This window comes from Fibrobacter succinogenes (genome assembly GCF_902779965.1).
GTDB lineage: Bacteria > Fibrobacterota > Fibrobacteria > Fibrobacterales > Fibrobacteraceae > Fibrobacter > Fibrobacter succinogenes_F.
Genome location: NZ_CACZDK010000001.1, coordinates 66,742 through 88,829 on the forward strand (window position 1 = coordinate 66,742; position 22,088 = coordinate 88,829).

Consider the following 22,088-nt stretch of genomic DNA (forward strand, 5'->3'; position numbering starts at 1 on the left):
CCTCAGAATGACGTTGTTGTTCGTCATCCTGACACCAAAGGCGGAAGACTACTCAGAAGGTGAGTGTTGCAAAAATGAGTTCACTCATTTTTATAACCGAGCCAAGGAGTAGGGGCTTTGCCCCATCCAGTGTTGGTTTGTTAGTTTAAATTTTTAAGGAGTTTGGTATGAAGTTTTTGAATTTTACGAGTGTTATGACTCGCGCGAAACTTGTGAATTTTGCGACTGTCGCGGTGCTTGGCGCTTTTGGCGTCTCTGCGGTGTCGGCTGCCGATTGGTATGCCAAGGACAATTTGCAATCGGGTCACGACCCGAGCATGGTGCGCTTCGAGGATGGTTACGCCCTCATGAGCACGAACAACAATTTGCAATTGTGGACATCCGAAGATGCCTACACGTGGCGCGACCACAGGGCAACAGTGAGTGGAGTTCCGAAGTGGGCCTATACGTACGCGCCTAAAACCGAGGGCATCTGGGCTCCGGATATCTTTTACATGAACGGCGAATATCGCGTTTATTATTGCGTGTCGGAATTTGGCAAGCGCAATTCGGCTATCGGTTACCAAGCGACCACATCCATTGTGCCTGGCACAACGGATTATGGCTGGACGGATCATGGCCACGTTTTCCATACGGTGGCATCGGACAAGTACAATGCGATTGATGCGGATGTCGTTCGCGATACCAAAGGTAATTACTGGATGGCTTTTGGTTCGTTCGGTCTTGGAATCCAGTTGATTAAGTTGGATGCAAAGACGGGCTATCAGGCCAGTGATGACAAGACTGTCTATAACATTGCACGTCGCACAAGCAAGGCGAGCAACGGTGCCGAAGAAGGTCCGAGCTTGATTGAACATGGCGGCCAGTATTTCTTGTTTACTGCATGGGATATCTGCTGCCAGCAGGGCAACGATATTGAAAAGACGACTTACAAAACTGCTTATGGTCGTGCTGATAATGTAACCGGTCCGTACAAAGATCGTGCAGGCTACGATATGGCTAATGGCGGTGGCACAATCCTTATGGAACGCTACGGACGTTATGTCGGTCCGGGCGGCGGCGAAGCTTTCCAAGATTTGAACCGCGTGCGTTTTGTGCATCACTATTACGATCTTAACGGCGACAAGTTTAATCACATCCATATTCGCGATGTCGTGTTTACCGAGGATAACTGGGCTGAGATGGGACAGCCCTTCCTCGGACGTTATTTGAGTGCCGAAGTCGAGCATGGCGTTTTGACGCGTGCTGTTTCGGGTGACCTTGCGATTACTCGTAGCAATACAGCTTCGAACGGTGAATACCTTGCTTACATCAACACGGCGGGCTCCAAGATTCGCCTGCCGATGAACATCATGCAGGCGGGCGAGTACCTGTTGCGTTACCGCTATGCAAACGGCGGTGAAGGCGATGCTACGCACAAAGTTACTGTCAATGGCAAGTCGCAAATCGTGACGCTTCCGCCGACAGGTTCTTGGGGCACGTTCCCAGAAAAATCTATCGTGATGATTCCTGCAACGCTCAAGCGCGGTGGCAACTTCATCGAAATTGAACCGCAGCCGAATGGCTTTTTCTCGGAACTCGACCGCATCGATTTCTTGCGCGTGATTCGCGATACTATTCCTGCCAATGGCTTTGACAATGGTATCCGCGTGCGCCTCACGGACAAGGATGAATTTGCCATCAAGGACGGCGGCTACGCTATCTTCGAAAATGTTGTGGCTGATTCCATCAAGAGCGACGAAGTCTCTGTACAAGTGAAAAATGCTGCCGCAGGCAAGCTCGCCATTCGCGATGGCGCAAAGAACGGAACCGTCCTTGCTGAGTGCGACCTCTCGACGGCTAAGGCTACTGCAAACGGCTGGTCTGAAGCAAGCTGCGGAACGCTCAAAAGCAAAACGGGCCTCAAGGATTTGTATCTGACCGCATCGGGAATTTCTGGCGAAGCCATTGTCGGAAATATCGTGTTCAAGTCTAGTGCCGCATCGTCAAGCTCCGTGGTCGAAATTTCGTCGAGTTCTGCTATTGATGCTGAATCTAGCAGCAGCGCTGGTCCTGTTGCGCTTCCTATGCAACCGCGTGCATTGGTTGGGTACAACGTATCTAGACTTCAAGACGGTTACCGCGTGCAATTTGCTGAATCTGGCAACCATCGCGTTTACCTCTTGAATTCCATGGGGCAGGTTGTTTCTGCGAAAAACGTCAACGGCACCGAAGTCGAATTCCGCAATTTGCCGAAAGGCCGTTACATCGTTAAAACGATATTTTAGCACTTGTTATGAAGATCCTCGATAAGTTTATTGTCAATGATGATTATATTTTGAGATAAAGGAGGATCTTAATATGAAAAAAATTGTTGTTTGTGGTTCAATTCTGTCGCTTGTGCTTTGGGCTTGCGGTGATTCAGTGTCAAATCCCGCATTGTCTACTGCCGGAGGCTCAAGTTCTGCGATAAGTTCATCATCAGAAAGTACTACTTCTGAAAATTCCACTTCCGAAAATCCGTCTTCGGCTGCTGCGGATGAACAGGAATCATCTTCTAGCGAAACGCAAAAGTCTTCGTCGTCAAGAGGGCCCTTGTTTAGCAGCTCTAGTTGGATTGATCCGGGTTATGACGTTTGTTGCCCTGATACGCTCTATATTGAAAACGGAGACTCGACTTATCATCAACGTAAACCGAATTGTGTTTCGTATCCGCCAATGATTATGACATATCAGTGCGTACCGCCGGTTGTTGTCAATAAGGATTCTTTGAAAGCGCTAAGCAGTAGTTCTTCGGTGATGGCTAATCCGCGTGCAAAATGCATTGTTGCAACGGATATTGTAAAGTATGGGTATTCTAAATATTTGAAAAAGTTTTTCTTGCATGAAACTCAAAATGGTGATTGCCAAATTGAAATTCCCTTTGCGCAAGATTTGTGTGAGGTTGATGCTGATATATCGTTTAAGCACTCTGGAGATACTTTGTCTGTGGAATACGTCAACGTTCGTTCAGAAACAACTTGTACGTGTACGTACAATCATAAATTTGATATCCCCGCCGAATATAAAGATGTGAAATACTTTGTTCTTAATGATGCGGTGTATGAATATTCTTCAGATGATGTAGATATATTTTGGCCATAATAAATTGTTGGCGCAGGTTGCCTGCTGAAAGCTCAAGCGACTCGGCGTCTTCAGCTCATAAAAAAATAAGAAAACCGCTCGAAATGGTTAAGTCTGGCCAACATTGATGATGTTGAGGCATGACAATTCGGAGGGTGTTAAGGAGAAACGTCTCCTAACTACTTCCTATTTTTTATTATATATTTATACTGGTTTGGCAGTGTGGAAAAGCGAGGCGTTATGAAAAGATTTAACGTGGTTTTTGTACTTTCTGCACTGCTGGCGGGGCAGGCTTTTGCTGCCGACTGGTACGCCAAAGAACACCGCTGGGCCGGGCACGACCCCGACATCATCCGCTATGAGGATGGCTATGCGCTTGCTACAACGGACAACCACATGCTCATGCAGTTTTCCGAAGACGCGTTGAACTGGGAAAACGGCGAGCAGGCCATGCCGAAATTCTCGCAGTGGCTTTACAAGTACGCTCCGAACATGATTGACATTTGGGCGCCCGATATTCACTATGTCGGTGGCGAATACCGCATGTACTATTGCGGTTCCGAGATGGGTATCCGCTCGTCGGGTATGGGCTTTATGTCAAGTAAGGAAATCGACCCGACAAAACCTGGCTACGGCTGGACAGACCAAGGCGAAGTGATTCACACGGTCAAGAGCGACGCTTATAACGCCATTGACGCGGCGGTGCTGAAAGATCTTGACGGAAAAGTCTGGATGGCCTTTGGCTCTTGGGGTACGGGCATTCACATTCTCGAACTCGATGAATCGACAGGCAAGGTGAAAAACGGCGCCAAGATGAAGAACATCGCGAACCGCGGTGGCGCTGGCGTCGAAGGCGCAAGCCTCATCGAACACAATGGCAAGTACTTTCTCTTTACTGCTTGGGACAACTGCTGCAAGAAAGGTGCCGACCTTGAAAACAATTCTTACAAGACAACGGTGGGGCGTTCTAATCGCATTGATGGCGGCTATGTAGACCGCAGTGGCAAGGCTTTGCTTGATGGGGGAGGTACGATTCTCCTCAATCGTTACGGTCGCTATTACGGGCCTGCTGGTGGCGAGGCTTTCGAAGACATTAACCGCCAGCGCTTTGTGAATCACTACTACGACAAGAACGACGGCGGAAATTCCTACATCCAGGTGCGCGACATTGTGTGGTCCGAAGACAACTGGCCGGAACTCGGACAACCGTTCTTGGGCCGCTATTTGAGCGCCGAAGCGGAACACGGCATCCTCACACATGTTGATATTTCTAGCAGTTCCAAGGCTTCGAACGGAGAATTCTGCGCTTACATCAATTACGATGACAGTAAGATTCGTTTGCCGATGATTATCCCACAGGCGGGCGATTACCTTATCCGTTACCGTTACGACAACAACTGGACTGAAGACGGTGCAAACGGCAGTTCGCATTTCGTGGACATCAACGGCAAAACGCGTGAAGTGCAACTTCCGCTGACGGGTGCTTGGAGCGAATTCCCTGAAAAGTCCGTCGTGTACATCCCGACAAAGCTCAAGCGCGGTTCGAACTTCATCGAAATCACGAAGGGCAAGCATTATGCGGAACTGGACCGCCTAGATTTTTTGCGCATTATCCGCGATACGATTCCAGCGAACGGCTTTGACAACGGCATTCGCGTGCGCCTCACGGACAAGGACGAGCTTGCCATCAAGGATGGTGGCTACGCTATTTTCGAGAACGTGATTACGGATTCCATCGTGGGACTGGGAGTGAGTGTGCAAGTAAAAAATGCCGCCGGTGGAACGCTCTCGCTCCGCAAAGAAAACAAGAAGGGCAACGTGATTTCTAAATGCGAACTGCCCACCGCAGGCGACGCTTCTAAGTGGACGGATGTGAAGTGCTCGAATCTGCCGAAGTTGCAAGGTGTCCAAGATTTTTATTTGACTGCAGAAGGTTTGGGTGGCGAAACGCTCATCGGGAACATCAAGTTTGGCGAGGCCGCTGATACTTCTGTGGCTATCCGTGGTGAATCTTTCGCGCGTCTCGGCGCAAAGAACGGAATAATCTTCGATCGTCCGAACGCTCTGGTTCTCCTTTCGGAAGAATCTTCTTGGTTGCTGTTTGACATGAACGGAGTTATTCTCAACCGTGGCTACGGCCGCGAAATACACTTGAATTCCTTGCCTCGGGGCGTTTACCTAGTGCGTTCTGGCAACCGTGAATTTCGCATAACTAAATAAGTTTGGGGAACTTGTATTTGCTTAAAAATGTGCTTTTTTATACGATAAGGCGCATTTTTAGACATATTTTTGTTGAAATGTGATTTTTATATTCTTTTTTTTACAAAAAAAAATATATTTGATTGTAAAACAAATTTTCCCCAAAGGGAGTTTTTTATGAAAAAATTGACTTTTTGGAAATTCTCGGCAACAGTAGCATTCCTGTGTTCTTTGGGTGCTTGCTCTAATTCGTCTGCTCCGGATGAGCTAGACGATGGATCCTCGATGACTCCTACTTCGGCTTCCTCTACAAAATCGTCCTCTTCTGGGGCGACTAAGACCAAGTCCAGTGCTTCTAACGCAAACCAGGCCGCTTGTGATGCACTTAAGGAAGTTCTTGCTGCTCCGTCGGGCTTTAGCATCGAGAAGGTGACGGATTCTTCTTGGACTCTTTCATGGGATTATACTCGCAATGATAATCGTCCCGAAGAGGGTTTTGAAATTCAAGTTCTCGACATGGATGCAGAATCTCCTGAATGGGAACACGAAGGAAACTCCAATGCCGATGTGACCATCTATAAGTTAGAGGGTTCCAAAAAGGCTGGTAAGTATTATCGCGTGGCTGCATTCGATAAATGCGCTACATCCAAAGAAAGTAACCGTATGCAAATCAAGTCTAATGGTTACGGCGATACAGAAACGACCACTCCCAAAACGGATATCCCGACTGATGTAGCAATCGCTCGTGTTGCTCCGAGCGTCTGGGAACTGAGCTGGAAATACAAAGAAACCAATGATGATCCGAATAGAAAGTTTGTTATCCAGACTTCTAAGCTAAAAGATTTTAAGTGGACTGGCATCAAGAATAGTGATGGCAAGGACATGGTTCTTGATGGCAATGTGCGCCACTACTACATCCAGGGCCGCGATAAGATTGAAACTTATTATCGTATGGCTGTTGTTAATAGCGGTGATACGTCTGCCTTTACCGAAGCTGTTCAGTTGACACCGGATATAGCTTATCGTGATTATATGGCGCTCAATGTTCCTACGGTATCGAGTAAGTTTACGTATCTCTATACTATCGGTATCGAATCGAATAATGATACTACAACAAAGTATGATGAAACGGTAACTCAGGTTATTGCGTCCTTTACAATTGAAGGGATTAGCAAGTATATTGTTGAATCCGAGTATACGGATACTGCATATTATGAAGTTCGCTGGTTTAATTCACTAGAACATTTCAATTATTATAAGGGTAATTGCGAAGGAAAGAAAAAGTCCGATAAATGCGATAGCTGCTATTGGAGTGAAACTTTCCCGTACCAAGAACCGTCTATCTCTAAACGTTTTGATGTATATGATGATTTCGCTGATGCCGCAAGAAAGACTAGCGTTATTAGTAATTGCGCCGCGCAAACGGGTTATTCTGCGGCAAATCATCCGAAGCTTTATGATTCTAGTACACCTGCGGATGAATGGGATCATATTTTACAAAATGAATATAATATGGCGTTGTGCCTTCGCTCTTATCTTAGTGGTATTTGCGGATATTATGCTCAATTCCGCATTGTATGGAAAGACAAAACGAATGGAAAGGGTAAGGGTGAAACTGATTGGAGCGAATGGACCGCACCGATGAGTCTTGATGGAGCTGAAGTTTGCTCTAGTAAATAATTGAGTATCGATAGTTTATCTTAAATCCAAAAACGCCGTTGCCAAGTGCAGCGGCGTTTTGCTATGGTCGAAAAAAAAATCGCTACTTCAAGAATGCAAAGAAAACAGCAGCGATAATAAACAAGAATGCAACAATGTGATTCCACTGGAGCGTTTCCGTATGGAATACCGTCACGGCGATTGTCGTAAAGACCGTCAAGGAAATAGCTTCTTGGATGATTTTCAACTGCATCAAGCTGAATGGCCCGCCGTTGATGCGGCTGCCAATGCTGTTGGCGGGAATCATAAAGCAGTATTCAAGGAAGGCGAGCCCCCAAGAGGCGAGGATGACGAGAATCAGCGGCCAGTCGGTGCTGATGTGCATTTCTTTGAGCTTGAGGTTGCCGTACCAAGCGAAAGTCATGAAAATGTTGGAACAGCAGAGGAGGAGAATTGTAAAAATACCAGCTTTCATTTTTAGGTAATAGGGGTTTGGTTTTAGGAGAATTAGTAGGAAGTTGTCGGTAGGAAGTCGGAAGTTTGATAATCGCGGCATGGTTCGGCAAGCTCACCAACCTAGTCAGGTCCCTGAGCCTGTCGAAGGGCAGCCTACTGTTTACTGTCTACTTCATTCGACGCAGTCTATACGGCCTTCCTGTAGTCATTTGGTATGCCAAGCGCTTACGCACTTCTTCGAGATACTTGATGTAATTCTCGCTTTGGTAGTCGCGATACGTCCAATCAAAAGCGTGGAAATGCCCATCCTGGAAGTATAACGTTGGCTCCACGAAAATTCCGCGCTGCATATAAACGCGCTGGCGCTGGTCCTTGGTCGTTGCCAAAAAGAACTGCCCGAGAGTCATGTAGCCCGGATCAAGATTTACAGGGCGCAGTCCCGGAGTGCCGTTTTCTTTAGCGATTTCGAGCTCGATGTCGTTGGTCCAAAGTTTGATATCGACAATTGTTTCGCGATCCACGAGCTGCTCGTAGCTAAAGAATGCTCGCACCGGAGCTTCGCCGATTTCCTCTTTGTAGTAATTGGTGAACGTAAATGGAAACGGTTCCAAGTTCAGGTCTTCTTCGCCGAAACGGGCTTTGAGAATACCGCGAACCGCATTCACGGCTTCGGCATCTTTCGCGAGAATGCCCACGATAATTTTCACTTTGGCAGGAGTTCTAATTTCACCCATGGACGCAAATTTAGAAAAAGTGCTCAGGGCGACGCGTCATTCTCCGAAGGAGAATCCATTATTTCTAGTGGCCGACGCTTCTTTTTTTGTATTTTTAACGATATGATGAAAAATAGAACGCTTTGTGCATTAGCTGTTATTCTCTCGTCTCTAGTCTGTACATTCTCTTCTAATGTTTACGCTGAGGCTCCGCGGGTTGTGCCGACGATTCTTGATTCGATTCCGCATGAATCTTCGCATTTTACGCAAGGCCTTTCGTTCGATGGCAAGGAACTGATTGAAACGACTGGCTTGTATGGAAAATCGGGGTTGTACCGCCGCACGCTGGACGGAAAAATTCTCGATTCAGCGCGACTCGAAGAACGCTATTTTGGTGAAGGTTCCGTAAAATTAGGAGATGAAATTTATTACCTGACCTGGAAATCGCACAAGGCTTTTATTTTCAAGAGCAAGCCGTTTAAAAAGAAAGGCGAGTTTCGCATTCCGACAGAAGGCTGGGGACTTACGCTTTGGCGTGACCAGCTTTTGATGAGTAATGGCACCGATGAACTTTTGCAAATTGCGCCGGGCAGCTTTGAAGTGACCGGAAACATTAAAGTTCGCGATGGTCGCTATTCGATTAAACTTTTGAACGAACTTGAAGTTGTCGGAAATATTTTGTATGCGAATATTTGGCAGACGGATTTGATTGCCGAAATTGAACTCCCGAGCGGGAAGGTGTTGCGCTATATTGACTTCTCGAAAAAAGCGGGGGAGATTCGTGACCGATTCCCCGGCGTAGATGTTCTGAACGGCATCGCCTACGATGGCAAAGATTTTTGGATTACAGGCAAGCTCTGGCCGCAGATTTATAAAGTCAAGTTCTAAAAACCGCGTTCTTCCCACTTGGCGTTATTGCCGATGTTGCGGATTAAGCGGAAACCGCCATTCATAACAGAACCAACTTTCCAGTACCCATAATTTATTTTTTTCCAATAAGGGAAAAAGTCGGCTTTGCCAAATTTGTGATTTAGTGAAACTCGATATTCTCCACCCTTTAGACAGGAAGGTAGTGACGATTTAAATGAAAAAGGATTCTTTTCTTCAAATAGCACATATTCTCGTACTAAGCCAAACATGTCGTGTAGGCCAAAACCATTCGGTATCTGCTGACCAACGGGTTCCGATAAATGCAATTCTTTTACATTATTGGGTCTAACACTATTAAATTTTGCGTATTTCAGGGCTTCTTCAAAAGTTGCTGACGTATCACCCCAAGGTGCTTTATTTTTTTTATCGCCACCACGTGCAAGCATCATCCATTCATCATAAAAAGGAATTCGGTAACCATTAGAGGAATAGTCAACAGAAACCTGTATATACTCGTCATTATGTATCGTAAAATCCCAATATTTTATTACATATTTACCTTTTGATATGATTGTCTCTGCATTTTCACTAGTTTTTGAAAAAATGTAGCAAGGCTTTAAGTTCTCGCGGATACTGCGAGCGTTCGCATATTTCAGAGCTTGGTATAGAGAAATCATATTTGCCGCTGTATCGTGAATCGCACAATTTTGGTTACGAATGCTAGTCTTTTTTCTATTTACCCAATCTTTATGGGCGATTTTTATCGGTAACGATTCATGATATGATGAGTTTTCCGGAATACTATCCCACATCAATTGTGTAAATTCACAATTTGTTATAGGATATTTATCAACTAAATATGTACCCGTAACAGACACAAGCCTTTCTGGATCTTCGCTCTTGAAAAGTTCGGAAATTTTTTCCCAATCCTTGCTGTATTTGTTAAAACCTAGCAGAACTTCTTCATTTTTGAAATCCAAATATTTCATCCCGACAGCTAAATTAATTTTATGGGAAATCTTCACATCCGAGAAATACACATTAAGCGTTTCAACCCCAATAAGAGTCGACGTTTGGAATGCTAGGCACGAATCGCTAGATATAATCGCTTTTAAGGAAGTTTCCCACGCGACAACAGGCTCGTCAACACAAATTTTAACGATTTCGTTTTTTTCTACTTCGAGCCAGTTTTCTTTGTCCAAAGTATCGCGGCTTACATTAAATGTTCTTTGAATTTTATCTTCTGGAATCTTTTCCAGATTCTTTCTCGGCTTGACGCCTTCAACCGGCTTTTTCACCAAAATTGAACCATGAAATCTTTTTGCAAGCGCAACAAGCTTTGAATACTCCAAGCTGTCCTTATACGCACCGCGGCTTTCTCCGTGCTTGTCATAATAGAGTTGAGCATTCGCAAGCGCAAAGTACATCGTTAGGAATAACAAAATCTTTTTCATACAATTGAATATACAAAAAGAACACCGAGATAGCTCGGTTTTGCATTTGTCATTTGGATTTTACTTCTGTCCATTTTGCGTTATTACCTATGTTGCGGATGAGGCGGAAACCACCTAGATCTGAACTATAATCAATTGTACCATAATTAATTTTTTCCCAATTATCGTACAAGTTTCCACCTCCTTTGAAACACGATAAATAATCTACAGACTTCGTTCTCGGAAGCCTCTGCGGATGATGGATCACTCCTTTCTGCGGCTTTGGTGACGAAGTAACATAATAAACTTCGCATCTACGCTTCATTTTATTGTTTTCTTCAAAAAGAACATGTTCCTTAACAAGACCAAATACGTCATATATCCCATATCCATTAGGTGAAAACATTCCTACTCGCATTTAGTCGACTGGCCTGTCTCAATCCAAACGGTTACTTTACAAATTTCTTCGAACTTTATATATTTGGAGCACTAAAGCACTGGTATGTGCTCTGGTTTGCTTCGAATAACGCTGTTCGCGTTATTCTCACCCTACGGGCTTTTCGAGCTTGCGCTCTCAAAGGCTTAAACGCTCCTTAAGGTCGCGTTTAATCGACGGGTCTCAACCAGAGCACCCCCGGTGCAGGCACCGGGGGTGCTCTGGTTTGCCAAAATTCCTGCTATTCGCAGTAATTTTGCCCTTCGGGTCTTTCGAACGCATGCATTCTCAAGAGCTTAAATGCTCGCGAGCTCGCATTTAATCGACAGTCCTGTCTCAACCGAGCACCCTTGTGTAGAACACAAGGGGGTGCTCTGGTTTCGACAGGGTTACCGAAGTGTTAGTTGCAAGTCGAGGTCTCAGACGAGGGCAACTCGTTAAAAAGTCTGAAAAAAAATAAGTGCTGACGAAAACTACGCACTCGCTGCCTAATTAACGGCAACGCCGGGCCTCATCCCGCTCCCATCGGGGTGTACGTCCGGACGCAATATGGGATAGGGAAGTGTCATGCCTGGGGGCATTTCCCGAGATTTACTAGGCTGGTCAAACTCCGCGCCGACCTTCTTGGGCGTGGATAAGACGAGATCTTAAATTCGAAGGGAACACTTGTAGGAACGTACATGGACGTGATTTTGGACAGGGGTTCGACTCCCCTCACCTCCAGAAAAACAAAAGGCTCTCAAAGAGAGCCTTTTGTTTTTGTCATTCCCGCCTTGGTTTATTTGTCATTCCCGCCAGAGCCTGTGCTGAGCGCAGTCGAAGTAAGCGGGAATCTCCTATAATAACCGTTCGCCTGAATTCCGCTTTTAAGTCTGCATTGCCATCTAGTATCTATTAACTAGTATCTAGTAACTATTAACTACTAACTAGTGACTAACTTTTTTACATTTTAGGCAAAGGAGGTTGGATATGGATTGTCGAATCTTAGTTCGTTTCATTGGAATCCAACAGGATTTAGATGCCTTGTGGAATGCTTTCATGGAACATTTTCCGGAAGCGGAACTTCCTAGCGTGGATTCCGGCGAATGGTATTCCGTTGAGGATTTCATGACGGACGAGTATGAGTGCCGTTTCGAGGAACTTCCTGAATCAGAACTGTATGCGGTCGATGGAACGTTCCTTGTCGAAAACGAACCTCCAGAGGATGTCTTGACCGAAATTTTGGAACGCTTCGAACGTGTGTACGCCGTGTTCAAGTGGTCTACGATGGATGTTGGGGTAGGCTGCGGCACTAGCGAAGGCTGGGGCGAGTTCAATGCGGACCGCACTGACGACGGTTCCGACGAAGCAAACGAAATTTCCGAAGCAGTTCTCGGATTTTAGAACATCCAGCCGATAGCGATGATGGTTTCGAAAACCGTCTTTTCTAAAAGATGGGTGCCGTATTTGTTGTTATCCACGTAAATTTCGTAAGTCGTATGATTGGCATTGGTACTCTTTTGAAATTTGGGAGACTTTACGAATGTCCCCAAGTTCATTTCTGTTGTCAGGATAAATCTTTCGTAGCATAAGTTGAAGCCGAAACCTGCGGTGATATAGAGCGCTAATTCTTTTTCTTTTAAATGCATTTCGTTGGTGTAGGAACTGGAGTCGCGATGAATGTCAATGTTGTAAAGTGTCGGAACGGCTTGGATGTGGATAAAACCTTCCGCTTGGCTTTGGCTCTTTTTGTGGTTGTTCCCTAAGGCGTCTACGTATTGATAAGTTCCTAAGTTGCGGCGCGCCCAAAACCATTTCACGGCTATGGGTGCTGTGAAAATGTCCATGGTTCCTTCTGCATCAGTGTGTTTTTTGATGTCTGTCTTGTTGTATCCGATATATCCGAATCGTAGTCTAGCGCTCCAAAAATCGCTGAACAAATATTCGTAGCCCAAAGAAAAACTCAAGCTTTGCGATGTCAAAAAGAGTGATAGTCGATGATAACTATTTGGAACGGCGCTCAGACTCACTAAGTCGACGGTATCTTCAGGTGCGGTCGTGGCATCTGTTTTTGAATTTTGAGATGTATTGTTGAGTGTGTTGTCAATGTATGTGACTTTATGTGTATCTGTGTAAATGGTGTCAACGATTTGTTCTTGTGAAAATGCACTTGCAATGCAGAACAAAAGAATAACAAGTATGTATCGCATATTAGAATCCTAAGTTAAGTTCGCTGCCGAAGAATAAACCTTTGCCGTTCATCCCGTTAAGAAAGTGATAGCTGACGCATTCGTTGTTGTCATCGCCCCAATTGAGATATTGACGGGCTTTGTCGCTCCAGTATTGGTAACCGAATGTTATACCAAAGTCCCATAGCGTATTTCCCATATTTCTTATATATCCCAGTGTAGCGTTTGCAGAAAAACCTGCATCAAAACTTCCTTTCATGTTTTTTTCACGCTTGAGGTTCTTGTCGTAAGCAATTTTGAGAGTTGGGCTTCCTAAGGCTTGAATATAAAAAGAAGAACTATTGAGAGGTGTGTTTCTATGTGTCACTTTGAGCTTTTCTGGATTGGCTCTGTCGATAGAGAATGTGAGTAGATATTGTCTGTACCCAATACCCGGACTTATAATACTTCTGAAGCCTTCCCATGTTTTTTCTTCATCACTACTGATTTTAAAGGAGTGGTCTCCAAAGAGCATGATGGTGGAAATGTTAAACATGGTGGAGCCTCGATGTTCATTTTCGATTTCCCAACTCAAGTCAATCATGGGAGCGCCGAACCATATTGAAACAAGGCTAAATCCGCTTTTGATGTTGATATAGAACTTTCTTCCTGGCGGGATCGTATCCGTACTGTAATCCAAGATGTATTCATTTTTCTCTTTTGTTTTGAACGTCGGTTGCTCTTGGGATTGTGCCTGCTGACGAGCCGATTCTTGAATATAGACCGTATCCGGTGGGGATGCAACGTAAAGTGTGTCGGTGATTCGCTTCTGGACGTAAATTGTATCTGTTACAGCAAGTGTCGGGCTTGCCAAGAACGCAAAAATCGCAATGAAAATCCATTTAAGATATTTAAATTGTTTCATTAGAAAATCCCCACGCCAATATTTAATCTCAAATCAAGTTGGAGGCCTGCAGAAATGTAAGATATTTCTTTTTGGAGCAAATCCTTGTCGGATACTCCATACGAGAATCCATATTCAAAGCCGAATGTAGCTCGTTCCCCTCTAAATGCGTGGCCTGCATGCAAGTATGGCGCGAATAATGTTGCTGTATCGTGTCGAGAATGTGGCCTGTCGTTGTACAAATCGGGTTTATCGTCCCAAGTGTTTATGTAGTCGTATTTGCGGATGAGCCAATTTCCACCTACATCAAAATAAAAACTGTATTTTGAGGGCCTAAAGTAATGGCGGTAGCCTAAGCCAATGTCGTATTGCGAAATATTGCCTTCGTATATGGCGTCATTAAAGACATTATTTCCGATTTGAGGGATCATTTTGCTATAGCGGAAATTCAAAATAAGCGAATTTTTGCGGCTTGTTGAAAATTCGATATTTCCACCAACCGAAGTAAATGTAGTGTCGATGAGCCACGGGATTGAAATGAGGTCGAAGTGCAAATAAATGAGATGATGGGTGTAGCTCGTATCATTGCGGAGGTATTTTGTAGTGTCCAATCCGAGTGGATTTTCTTTAGTAGGTGCGCAACATTTTTTATTACTATAGACTGTATCTGTTCTTGGTTTTATCGGAATATAAACGGTATCGCGAATGATTTGTTCCACGTAAACGGTATCGTGAATCTCGCTTCCGTTGTCTGGAATCGTTCCGTTTGGTATGGCGCTGAAGGCCGAAATACATAACAATAAAATTAAAGACCAAGTTTTCATTGGTCTCAAATATAACAACTGGTATTTTTTTTATTTGCTTCTAGTATTTCTTTTTGATAAAGCGTATTTTTGGGAGATTTTTTGGAAAAAAAAAGCGTTGAAATGCATGCTTAGATGTTTTTTCTGGAGCTTGCTTCAACTAACGTGTCACAGATTTCTGCGAGCATTCTTTCGTGAGTGCACACTTCGGGTGACACTCCTTCTATTGTTCCCGTCGTGTAATAGCTTGTGCAGGCGCATTCGTGGGCGCAACAGCGGTAGCGGATATCGCATCCTTCACATTCTTTTTTGTCGTTGTCTAAAAAGTTGCGGATTTCTTCGCAAGCGGTTTCGTCAAAGCCTGTGAAAACGTTCCCCTGCACATATAGGGTGTTTGGGTTTGATGTTATAAAACGTGTGCAGGGGAATATGTTTCCATTGGTGGCCACTCCGACTGCGCCATTGTACACGTGGCATGAATAAAGTCTGTATCGTAAATTTGTAAGAACTAGCTTTACTTTGTCGTGAATTGTGCCGAGGAAAAACTTTTCGCCTTTTTCGCGACATTCTTTCCAATATTGCGCCATTTTCTGGTATTGAATGGCTAGCTTGTCAAAGTCTTCGCCGGTCCATTTGCCATCAAAATCAACGCTTGTGGTGAGGCTTTGGAATCCTTGTTCGTGCAGCCACTTGACGCTTTCAAAAAGTGTGTTTACATGTGCGCGAGTAACCGTGCTTAATGCGACTGCTCCAAGTTTTGCAAAACGCGGAATGTTGGGCTCGATAGCTTTAAAACTTCCGGTCCCGTTGACTGTACGGCGGGCGATATCGTGGTGGTGTTCGGGGCCGTCGAGCGAAAGATAAATGCGGAAATGCTCTTTTTCGCAAAAATCAAAAAACTCATCGTCGAATAACGTTCCGTTTGTGTTTACTGCAAAATTCAGAATGAAATTGCGGGCAATTTTGCCGTTGTCCATCGCTTCATCAACAACCGCTTTTGCGAATTCGACACCTTTATAAATGGCATCTCTTCGCAAAAGCGGCTCCCCCCCAAAGAACGTGATGTTCAAGAACTGCTGCTTGAAAAAAATCGTACGCTCCAACCCGATGCGGATGGACTGTTCAAGGGTCTCGTCGTCCATGACCGTTTGGCGGGCGGCTTGCGATTCTTTGTAATAGCAGTATTTACAGCGCAGGTTGCACTGCTCTGTAAGGCAAAGGACTAAGTTCATGCCTGAATGTCATCCTGCTCGAACGTCGTCACCATGCTGAAAATTAAACAGCCGTCAGGGTCTTTGCATAGATCAACCTTGCATCTAGTAGTAGGGTCAGATGGGTCGCAGAGCGGGTCTTCGGCTTCGCTGCTGCTGGACATGGTCTCGGACGAGCTTGATGCGGGTTCTTTGGCTGAACTGCTGAGTGGTGCAACGGATGAACTGCTAGAACTTTCGGAGGATGAAGGTGAAGAAATAAGAGGTGCTCCCGAGGAAATGGGAGGTTCGAAAGAACTGCTGCTGGGGAAATCTTCATATGGAGGGATGACGCCGGCTTCTTGGATTGGCTCCATTGAAGAACTGCTCAGCAGTTTTGCGGACGAAAGCGCTTCGACAGCTTCGCTGCTAAGACGTTCTCCGCTGGAAGAAATGTCGATGTAGCTTGAACTGCTGAATTGTTCTCCACATGCGACTTCACCGCATGTTGGTTCGGTTTCTTGCGTTTTTTTGTCGCTGCCAGTTGCCGAAACGCTGTCATCGCAGGCGGTTGTTCCGATGGACGCTGCGATTCCGAGTGCGGTTGCGATTGCACTTTTGGTAAAATTGTTCAATTTTGAACTATTAACGACTTTTTTCTTTTCGATTTTCATTTTTTACCTAACACTCTTTTAAATGCTTACGTCATGTCGGACATTTCGTATGTGGATACCATGCTAGCCATCATGCCACGGTCGTCATCGCGGCACATAATGACATGAATTCCTGTAGAGTCTACTTTTTCGCAAGTCCTTTCTCTTGGCCATGGGGAAATAACGGAGTCGCTTGATGAACTGCGGGGCTTTTCTACAAAAGTGCTGCTGGAACTTTCGGATGAACTGCTGGATTCACTCTCAACGCTGGAGGAACTTTCTTTCTCCTGGCTTGATGAACTTTCAACTTTTTCAGAAGAACTGCTTTGAAGTGGCGTACTAGAAGAGCTGCTAAGTGCCGCTGATGAAAGAGCTTCTTCAACGGAACTGCTGAGGTGTTCGTGGCTCAGCGGAATATCGGCTACAGAAGAACTGGATGCTGTTTCTTGGGTCTTGGATGCATCGCTGCTCGTGGGCTCAACGGGGCCCATTACTTGACCACTTTCGGCATCGCTTAAACACCCGCTCACAAAAACGGCGGACATGCCAAGCATAGAGGCGATACCCACCTTGGAGGCATTCGACAGACGCGAATTATCGGTCACTTTCTTCTTCTCGATTTTCATAAAACACTCCTTCTTCCATAACACTCTACCTTAATATAGTTTGTTTTGGAGTATATAGACAACTTTTAGCTTGTTTTAAGATTGCGACCTGTACGTTTTTGTTGCATCCGTTGCATATAGACGTTGCGACTTCGTCGCAGTTGGCAGAACTTAGTTGGTAGAACTTAGAATATGCAAAAAAATGCATCCGGAATCCCGAATGCATTTCTCTAAGTTCTAAGATCGAAGCTCTAAGTTCTAAAGGCTAAGTCTTGTCTTCACCGCGGAGCATAATGACCTTGCCCGTGCGGATGTATTCCACGATTTCGAACTTCTGCAACAAGCTCTTGAGGGTATCGACCTTGACGCTGTTGCCCGTGATCTGGATAATCATGGAAGTCATTGTCATATCCACCGTGTTGGCGTGGAAATGGTCGCAAAGCTGCAAGATTTCGGTGCGCTGTTCTGCAGTGCAACGAACCTTGATGAGTGCGAGTTCCTTTTCCACAGCGTCTGTACCAGTATGGTCCTTGGCCTGAACCACGTCCACGAGCTTTTCGAGCTGCTTGATGATCTGCATCAAGATTTCGGGATTGCCGTGAGCGATGATGTTCATGCGGCTGAAGTTCGGGTCGAGCGTGGGGGAGACGACGAGAGAATCGATGTTGTAGCCACGGCGGGAGAACACGAGTGCAATACGCACGAGCACGCCCGGGCGGTTTGCCACTAACAAGCTAATAGAATGTGCAATATCTTTCATTTTCAAATTCTCCTGTTATTACGTCGATCCGGTGGGTTTTTCGAGCTGCGTCTTGGGCTGTTCGGTAATCATGCTCGTAATCGGAGCACCAGCCGGAATCATCGGGAACACGTTGTCTTCCTTTTCGCATTCGCAGTGGATGAGGATCGGGCCATCGTTGTAGTCCAAAGCCTTCTGGATCACGCGTTCAGCATCAGCCGGGCGCTTAATGCGGAGACCTGGGATGCCATAAGCTTCGGCGAGCTTCACGAAGTCCGGGTTGCCCTTCATATCGACGCTGGAATAGCGGTGGTCATAGAAGAGTTCCTGCCACTGACGCACCATGCCGAGGTACTTGTTGTCCATCACAAAGATCTTGATGGGGAGCTTGTGGATGGCGGCCGTTGCAAGTTCTGCTTCGGTCATCTGGAAGCCGCCGTCACCGCTGAAGCTGCAAACCGGCCAACCGGTTTCGTTGCCGAATGCGGCACCGATAGCAGCCGGGAAGCCAAAGCCCATCGTGCCTGCGCCACCGCTGGAGTGGAGCTGACGCGGATAGTTGATGTGGAAGAACTGTGCAACCCACATCTGGTGCTGGCCCACGTCTGTCGTGACGATTGCTTTGCCATGAGTCAATTCGCTCACGGTAGCAACGATGTGCTGCATACGGAGACCGCCCTGCTTCGCGTAAGTGAGCGGATAGCGCTTCTTCCAAGTCTGGCAAGTCTTGATCCAGTCAGCGGTATCAAGCTTGTTCACCATCGGGAGGAGCTGTTCCAAAACGAGCTTTGCATCACCGCACATGAAAACATCCGGCTGCAACACCTTGCCTTCTTCGGCAGGGTCAATGTCGATGTGCATCTTCACGGCGTTCTTGCAGAATTCGCTGAGCTTACCGGTAATGCGGTCGTCCCAACGGCTACCGATCGAAAGGATCAAGTCGCATTCGAGAACAGCCTTGTTGGCGTAAATCGTGCCGTGCATGCCGAGCATGCCGAGCGAAAGTTCGTGGTCGGTCGGGAAAGCGCCGAGGCCGAGCATGGTGCAGCAAACTGGAGCACCGAGCTTTTCGGCAAGTTCCTTCACCTGGCGGGATGCGCCAGAAATCATGGCACCGTGACCCACGAGGAGGAGCGGCTTCTTAGAATTCTTGATGTAGTCGGCGGCCTTTTCGACACTTTCTGTAGAAGCGTAAGTCGGAATCTTATAGCCGGGGAGGTCCATCTGGTCGGTGAACGGAGCCGTGCAGGGGCCTGCAGTGACATCCTTCGGGAGGTCGATAAGCACTGGGCCCGGGCGGCCAGAACGTGCGATGTGGAAAGCTTCCTTCATCACGCGCGGAAGGTCGTTGGTGTCCTTGACCAAGTAAGAATGCTTCACGGTTGCAAAAGTCATACCGCTAGTGTCGCATTCCTGGAAGGCGTCCTTGCCCAAGTTCGGAGTGGTCGTCTGTGCGGTAAGCACGACGATCGGGCTAGAATCCATGAGAGCTGTATAAATACCTGTAAACGTGTTCGTTGCACCCGGACCGCTAGTGACAAGAGCTACACCGACCTTACCGGTCTGGCGGGCATAACCGTCAGCCATGTGGGTTGCGCCCTGTTCATGACGGCTGAGCACAACTTTGATGCTGGAGTCGAGGATGGCATCGAACATCGGAATGGCCGATCCACCGGGATAGCCGAAAATAGTATCAACGCCTTCACGCTTGAGGCATTCGATAATCACTTCGGCACCACTTAAGGTCTTATTTGCCATAATTTATCCTGTCTTTTAAAGAATAGATGAAAATTTAGATAGGATGAAATATAGGAGTATTTTTTGAGGGTGGCAAGAGGTAAAACCTGACTTTTGTGAAAATTTTTGAAATTTTTTAAGAAATTTTATTTCGAAACGACCTGTTTTAATGCAAAAATTGGAAATTTTTCGCTAAATTTTGAAAATTTATACTTTGAATAAAGTAAAAACTAGCGAAAATTGATACAAAATAGGATTTTATAGACTGGCTTTATAAAAATATTTGTGATTTTGCCGAACTGGCTTGTTCGCCTTGTCATTCCCGCCCCGGATTGAAGTCCGGGGTAAACTCCAGCGTAAATCTTCCTAATGTTATATGGGCTTCACCCCTAAATTTTTCTAATTTGTAACTATGATTAAAAAGATTTTTCTCTCGCTGATTCTTGCGGCAGCATTCGTGTTTGCCGCCGACCCGATCACCATCGAAGGGCGTTTGACCGAAATTCCAGGCAAGATGCCGAGCAATGACCTGTACAGCTACGTGTATGTATTCAAGTACAAGGTCCAAAAGGTGGTTTCGGGCAAGCTTGATGCCAAGGAAGTTCTCGTGGGCGTTTATAACCCGCTTATTGCTCGCGGCAAGGTCAAGGACAAGATGGCCGACAAGTCCAAGGGCAACGTAGGTGAATTCAAGGCTAAGGCAAAACATACACTCAAGCTCATCCCGCTCGAAGGCAACTGGGATGGCGCTGTCGAAGACGAATACTTTGACGACGAAGGCCCAAGATATTTGGCAATTGAAGTGAATGAATGATTGGCTATGAGGTCGCTCGTTTTACTCGCTTTGGGCTATGGGCACGGAGCTAAAGCTCCTATGAGGTTGCTTCGCTCTGAGCTTTTCTAATTACAATAACCCCATACCCCAAAGGGGCGAAAGCCCCGAGCTCAAACCTCACAGCCTACTTCCTACAGTCTACTTCCTACTAATCCATGGTTTTCTCTTCCCAAATTTTCTTGTTCTATTTCTTGCCGACGTTCTTGGTTGGCTACTTTGTTCTCTTCAAGTTCGGGGCCAAGCATTCGTTCCTGAACTTGTTCATCACCATCTTCAGTTACGTCTTTTACGGCTGGCTGGAACCGTGGCTCGTGTTCCTCATGTTCGGCTGCACGCTTGTGGTGTACGTGGCTGGACGGTTCATCTCGGCGCCTAACGCAAGCAAGTTCCAGCGGAATTTTGCACTTGGGACTGCGATTGCGGTGAATCTCGGGGCGCTCGGCTTTTTCAAGTATTATATGTTTGGCATGGGGATCGTGAATGATTTTGCAACGATGCTTGGTTGCGAACCATTCTCGATCATGACCGTGCTTTTGCCGGTGGGTATTTCGTTCTACTCGTTCCAGTCGATGAGCTATGCGATAGACGTATGGCGCGGCTCTGCACCGCCGGTCAAGAATTTTGCGACATTTGCTTGTTATGTGGCCTTGTTCCCGCAGCTTGTGGCGGGGCCGATCGTGCGCTACAATACGGTGGCCGAAGAGCTTGAAACCCGCACGCATACGCTCGAAAATTTTGTTCGTGGTATCGTCTTTTTTTGCTTCGGCTTTGCCGAAAAGATTTTCCTTGCAAACCAGGTGGGCATTATTGCCGATCGCGTTTTTGCGGCTGATGCTCCGGGAGTCATCAACAGTTGGTGGGGCTCACTTGCGTACATGTTACAGATTTACTTTGATTTTTCGGCGTACTCGAACATGGCGATTGGCCTTGGACTCATGCTCGGATTCCATTTCCCGCGAAACTTTAACGGTCCGTATCGTTCCAAGAGCATTACTGAATTTTGGAAGCGCTGGCACATTTCACTCACGAGCTGGTTCCGCGATTACCTGTACATCCCGCTAGGCGGAAACCGTGTTGGCAAAGCTCGCTTGTATTTTAATTTGTTCTTGGTTATGTTCGTGAGCGGTGTTTGGCATGGCGCAAACTGGACGTTCGTGTGCTGGGGCCTTTATCATGCGTTTTTTATGATTGTCGAGCGCGCGAACAACAAGAATGCTTTTTATTACAAGGCTCCAAAGGTTGTTCAGCTTGCGATTACGCAGGTGATCGTGCTTTTTGGCTGGGTGCTGTTCCGTGCTGATTCTATTGGCGATGCGTGGCGGATGTGGAAGAATATGCTCGGCTTGAATGCGGTTGCTGCATCTGATGCTATTTTATCAGCTGAGATATTTACGCCGAGCTGCATTGTGTTCATGCTTCTTGCGTGGATGCTTGCCTTCTGGAAATTCCGTAGCTTTGACTGGTGCGATAATATTTCTTTCAAAAAGGCGTTCGTAGCGCTTGCGCTTTTTGTTCTCGCAACGCTCGCTTTATTTACCCAGAGCTACAACCCGTTCCTTTATTTTCAATTCTAGCGGCGGAGCCGCAGTAAACAGTGATTAGTAAGC

19 protein-coding genes and 1 other RNA gene are annotated in these 22,088 nt (G+C 46.1%); 9 read left to right on the forward strand and 11 right to left on the reverse strand.

Annotated features, from left to right (window positions below; translation table 11 throughout):
* The first annotated feature begins 167 nt into the window (after positions 1-167).
* The 4 genes from HUF13_RS00335 (at position 168) to HUF13_RS00350 (ending at position 6,981) form a co-directional block, all read left to right on the forward strand.
* On the forward strand, positions 168-2,267 hold the full coding sequence (locus HUF13_RS00335; RefSeq protein WP_173473278.1) for a family 43 glycosylhydrolase: 2,100 nt from the start codon (positions 168-170) through the stop codon (positions 2,265-2,267).
* A 73-nt stretch (positions 2,268-2,340) separates the two neighbouring features.
* Positions 2,341-3,123 carry a hypothetical protein gene (locus tag HUF13_RS00340; RefSeq protein ID WP_173473279.1) on the forward strand — a complete coding sequence of 261 codons (783 nt, stop codon included), beginning with the start codon at positions 2,341-2,343 and terminating at the stop codon, positions 3,121-3,123.
* Between the two features lie 219 nt (positions 3,124-3,342).
* The gene (locus HUF13_RS00345; RefSeq protein ID WP_173473280.1) at positions 3,343-5,322 is read left to right on the forward strand and encodes a family 43 glycosylhydrolase; all 1,980 of its coding nucleotides are present in this window, start codon (positions 3,343-3,345) and stop codon (positions 5,320-5,322) included.
* Positions 5,323-5,478: 156 nt separating this feature from the next.
* Positions 5,479-6,981 (forward strand): fibronectin type III domain-containing protein, encoded by a 1,503-nt coding sequence (locus HUF13_RS00350; RefSeq protein WP_173473281.1) that lies wholly within the window; start codon positions 5,479-5,481, stop codon positions 6,979-6,981.
* Between the two features lie 82 nt (positions 6,982-7,063).
* On the opposite strand, the gene HUF13_RS00355 is transcribed toward HUF13_RS00350, so the two are convergent.
* Positions 7,064-7,435: a DMT family protein gene (locus HUF13_RS00355; RefSeq protein WP_088629078.1), complete on the reverse strand. Its 372-nt coding sequence runs from the start codon at positions 7,433-7,435 to the stop codon at positions 7,064-7,066.
* A 148-nt stretch (positions 7,436-7,583) separates the two neighbouring features.
* The gene (locus HUF13_RS00360) at positions 7,584-8,150 is read right to left on the reverse strand and encodes a DUF4416 family protein (RefSeq protein ID WP_173473282.1); all 567 of its coding nucleotides are present in this window, start codon (positions 8,148-8,150) and stop codon (positions 7,584-7,586) included.
* Positions 8,151-8,252: 102 nt separating this feature from the next.
* On the opposite strand from HUF13_RS00360, the gene HUF13_RS00365 reads away from it, so the two are divergent.
* Complete coding sequence (locus HUF13_RS00365; RefSeq protein ID WP_173473283.1) at positions 8,253-9,017, forward strand: glutaminyl-peptide cyclotransferase; 765 nt, start codon at positions 8,253-8,255, stop codon at positions 9,015-9,017.
* Here HUF13_RS00365 and HUF13_RS00370 read toward each other — a convergent pair.
* Positions 9,014-10,453: an SUMF1/EgtB/PvdO family nonheme iron enzyme gene (locus HUF13_RS00370; protein WP_173473284.1), complete on the reverse strand. Its 1,440-nt coding sequence runs from the start codon at positions 10,451-10,453 to the stop codon at positions 9,014-9,016. The two genes, HUF13_RS00365 and HUF13_RS00370, sit on opposite strands and share 4 nt — an antisense overlap.
* 780 nt (positions 10,454-11,233) lie before the next feature.
* Between HUF13_RS00370 and ssrA the strand changes: the two genes are divergently transcribed.
* Positions 11,234-11,594, forward strand: a transfer-messenger RNA (tmRNA) gene (gene ssrA, locus HUF13_RS00375).
* 243 nt (positions 11,595-11,837) lie between these two features.
* A complete protein-coding gene (locus HUF13_RS00380) occupies positions 11,838-12,251 on the forward strand; it encodes a hypothetical protein (protein ID WP_173473285.1) in 414 nt (137 codons plus the stop codon).
* Here the strand turns inward: HUF13_RS00380 and HUF13_RS00385 are convergent.
* The 8 genes from HUF13_RS00385 to ilvB all read right to left on the reverse strand — a co-directional run bounded on the left by HUF13_RS00385 (position 12,248) and on the right by ilvB (position 19,667).
* Positions 12,248-13,057 carry a hypothetical protein gene (locus tag HUF13_RS00385; RefSeq protein WP_173473286.1) on the reverse strand — a complete coding sequence of 270 codons (810 nt, stop codon included), beginning with the start codon at positions 13,055-13,057 and terminating at the stop codon, positions 12,248-12,250. The genes HUF13_RS00380 and HUF13_RS00385 overlap by 4 nt on opposite strands.
* Position 13,058: 1 nt before the next feature.
* The gene (locus HUF13_RS00390; protein WP_173473287.1) at positions 13,059-13,940 is read right to left on the reverse strand and encodes a hypothetical protein; all 882 of its coding nucleotides are present in this window, start codon (positions 13,938-13,940) and stop codon (positions 13,059-13,061) included.
* Positions 13,940-14,743 carry a hypothetical protein gene (locus tag HUF13_RS00395; RefSeq protein ID WP_173473288.1) on the reverse strand — a complete coding sequence of 268 codons (804 nt, stop codon included), beginning with the start codon at positions 14,741-14,743 and terminating at the stop codon, positions 13,940-13,942. Before HUF13_RS00395 ends, HUF13_RS00390 begins: the two co-directional genes overlap by 1 nt.
* A 110-nt stretch (positions 14,744-14,853) precedes the next feature.
* Positions 14,854-15,954, reverse strand: a complete 1,101-nt coding sequence (locus tag HUF13_RS00400; protein ID WP_173473289.1) for a radical SAM protein — start codon at positions 15,952-15,954, stop codon at positions 14,854-14,856.
* A complete protein-coding gene (locus HUF13_RS00405; protein ID WP_173473290.1) occupies positions 15,951-16,586 on the reverse strand; it encodes a hypothetical protein in 636 nt (211 codons plus the stop codon). Before HUF13_RS00405 ends, HUF13_RS00400 begins: the two co-directional genes overlap by 4 nt.
* Before the next feature lie 26 nt (positions 16,587-16,612).
* Positions 16,613-17,191, reverse strand: coding sequence for a hypothetical protein (locus HUF13_RS00410; RefSeq protein ID WP_173473291.1), 579 nt, complete (start codon positions 17,189-17,191; stop codon positions 16,613-16,615).
* Positions 17,192-17,435: 244 nt separating this feature from the next.
* A complete protein-coding gene (ilvN, locus tag HUF13_RS00415; protein WP_173356149.1) occupies positions 17,436-17,930 on the reverse strand; it encodes an acetolactate synthase small subunit in 495 nt (164 codons plus the stop codon).
* A gap of 18 nt (positions 17,931-17,948) precedes the next feature.
* Positions 17,949-19,667 carry a biosynthetic-type acetolactate synthase large subunit gene (gene ilvB, locus HUF13_RS00420; RefSeq protein WP_173473292.1) on the reverse strand — a complete coding sequence of 573 codons (1,719 nt, stop codon included), beginning with the start codon at positions 19,665-19,667 and terminating at the stop codon, positions 17,949-17,951.
* Between the two features lie 391 nt (positions 19,668-20,058).
* Between ilvB and HUF13_RS00425 the strand changes: the two genes are divergently transcribed.
* Complete coding sequence (locus HUF13_RS00425; RefSeq protein ID WP_173473293.1) at positions 20,059-20,460, forward strand: hypothetical protein; 402 nt, start codon at positions 20,059-20,061, stop codon at positions 20,458-20,460.
* 176 nt (positions 20,461-20,636) lie between these two features.
* Complete coding sequence (locus HUF13_RS00430; protein WP_173473294.1) at positions 20,637-22,055, forward strand: MBOAT family protein; 1,419 nt, start codon at positions 20,637-20,639, stop codon at positions 22,053-22,055.
* Positions 22,056-22,088: the final 33 nt, after the last annotated feature.

Bases quoted from the DNA above. Each gene is read 5' to 3' on its own strand.
- HUF13_RS00395 (WP_173473288.1), bottom strand. From the start codon at position 14,743: ATGAAAACTTGGTCTTTAATTTTATTGTTATGTATTTCGGCCTTCAGC.
- HUF13_RS00360 (WP_173473282.1), bottom strand. From the start codon at position 8,150: ATGGGTGAAATTAGAACTCCTGCCAAAGTGAAAATTATCGTGGGCATT.
- HUF13_RS00380 (WP_173473285.1), top strand. From the start codon at position 11,838: ATGGATTGTCGAATCTTAGTTCGTTTCATTGGAATCCAACAGGATTTA.
- HUF13_RS00335 (WP_173473278.1), top strand. From the start codon at position 168: ATGAAGTTTTTGAATTTTACGAGTGTTATGACTCGCGCGAAACTTGTG.
- HUF13_RS00385 (WP_173473286.1), bottom strand. From the start codon at position 13,057: ATGCGATACATACTTGTTATTCTTTTGTTCTGCATTGCAAGTGCATTT.
- HUF13_RS00350 (WP_173473281.1), top strand. From the start codon at position 5,479: ATGAAAAAATTGACTTTTTGGAAATTCTCGGCAACAGTAGCATTCCTG.
- HUF13_RS00355 (WP_088629078.1), bottom strand. From the start codon at position 7,435: ATGAAAGCTGGTATTTTTACAATTCTCCTCCTCTGCTGTTCCAACATT.
- ilvN (WP_173356149.1), bottom strand. From the start codon at position 17,930: ATGAAAGATATTGCACATTCTATTAGCTTGTTAGTGGCAAACCGCCCG.
- HUF13_RS00345 (WP_173473280.1), top strand. From the start codon at position 3,343: ATGAAAAGATTTAACGTGGTTTTTGTACTTTCTGCACTGCTGGCGGGG.
- HUF13_RS00390 (WP_173473287.1), bottom strand. From the start codon at position 13,940: ATGAAACAATTTAAATATCTTAAATGGATTTTCATTGCGATTTTTGCG.
- HUF13_RS00370 (WP_173473284.1), bottom strand. From the start codon at position 10,453: ATGAAAAAGATTTTGTTATTCCTAACGATGTACTTTGCGCTTGCGAAT.
- ilvB (WP_173473292.1), bottom strand. From the start codon at position 19,667: ATGGCAAATAAGACCTTAAGTGGTGCCGAAGTGATTATCGAATGCCTC.
- HUF13_RS00340 (WP_173473279.1), top strand. From the start codon at position 2,341: ATGAAAAAAATTGTTGTTTGTGGTTCAATTCTGTCGCTTGTGCTTTGG.
- HUF13_RS00365 (WP_173473283.1), top strand. From the start codon at position 8,253: ATGATGAAAAATAGAACGCTTTGTGCATTAGCTGTTATTCTCTCGTCT.
- HUF13_RS00400 (WP_173473289.1), bottom strand. From the start codon at position 15,954: ATGAACTTAGTCCTTTGCCTTACAGAGCAGTGCAACCTGCGCTGTAAA.
- HUF13_RS00405 (WP_173473290.1), bottom strand. From the start codon at position 16,586: ATGAAAATCGAAAAGAAAAAAGTCGTTAATAGTTCAAAATTGAACAAT.
- HUF13_RS00410 (WP_173473291.1), bottom strand. From the start codon at position 17,191: ATGAAAATCGAGAAGAAGAAAGTGACCGATAATTCGCGTCTGTCGAAT.
- HUF13_RS00430 (WP_173473294.1), top strand. From the start codon at position 20,637: ATGGTTTTCTCTTCCCAAATTTTCTTGTTCTATTTCTTGCCGACGTTC.
- HUF13_RS00425 (WP_173473293.1), top strand. From the start codon at position 20,059: ATGATTAAAAAGATTTTTCTCTCGCTGATTCTTGCGGCAGCATTCGTG.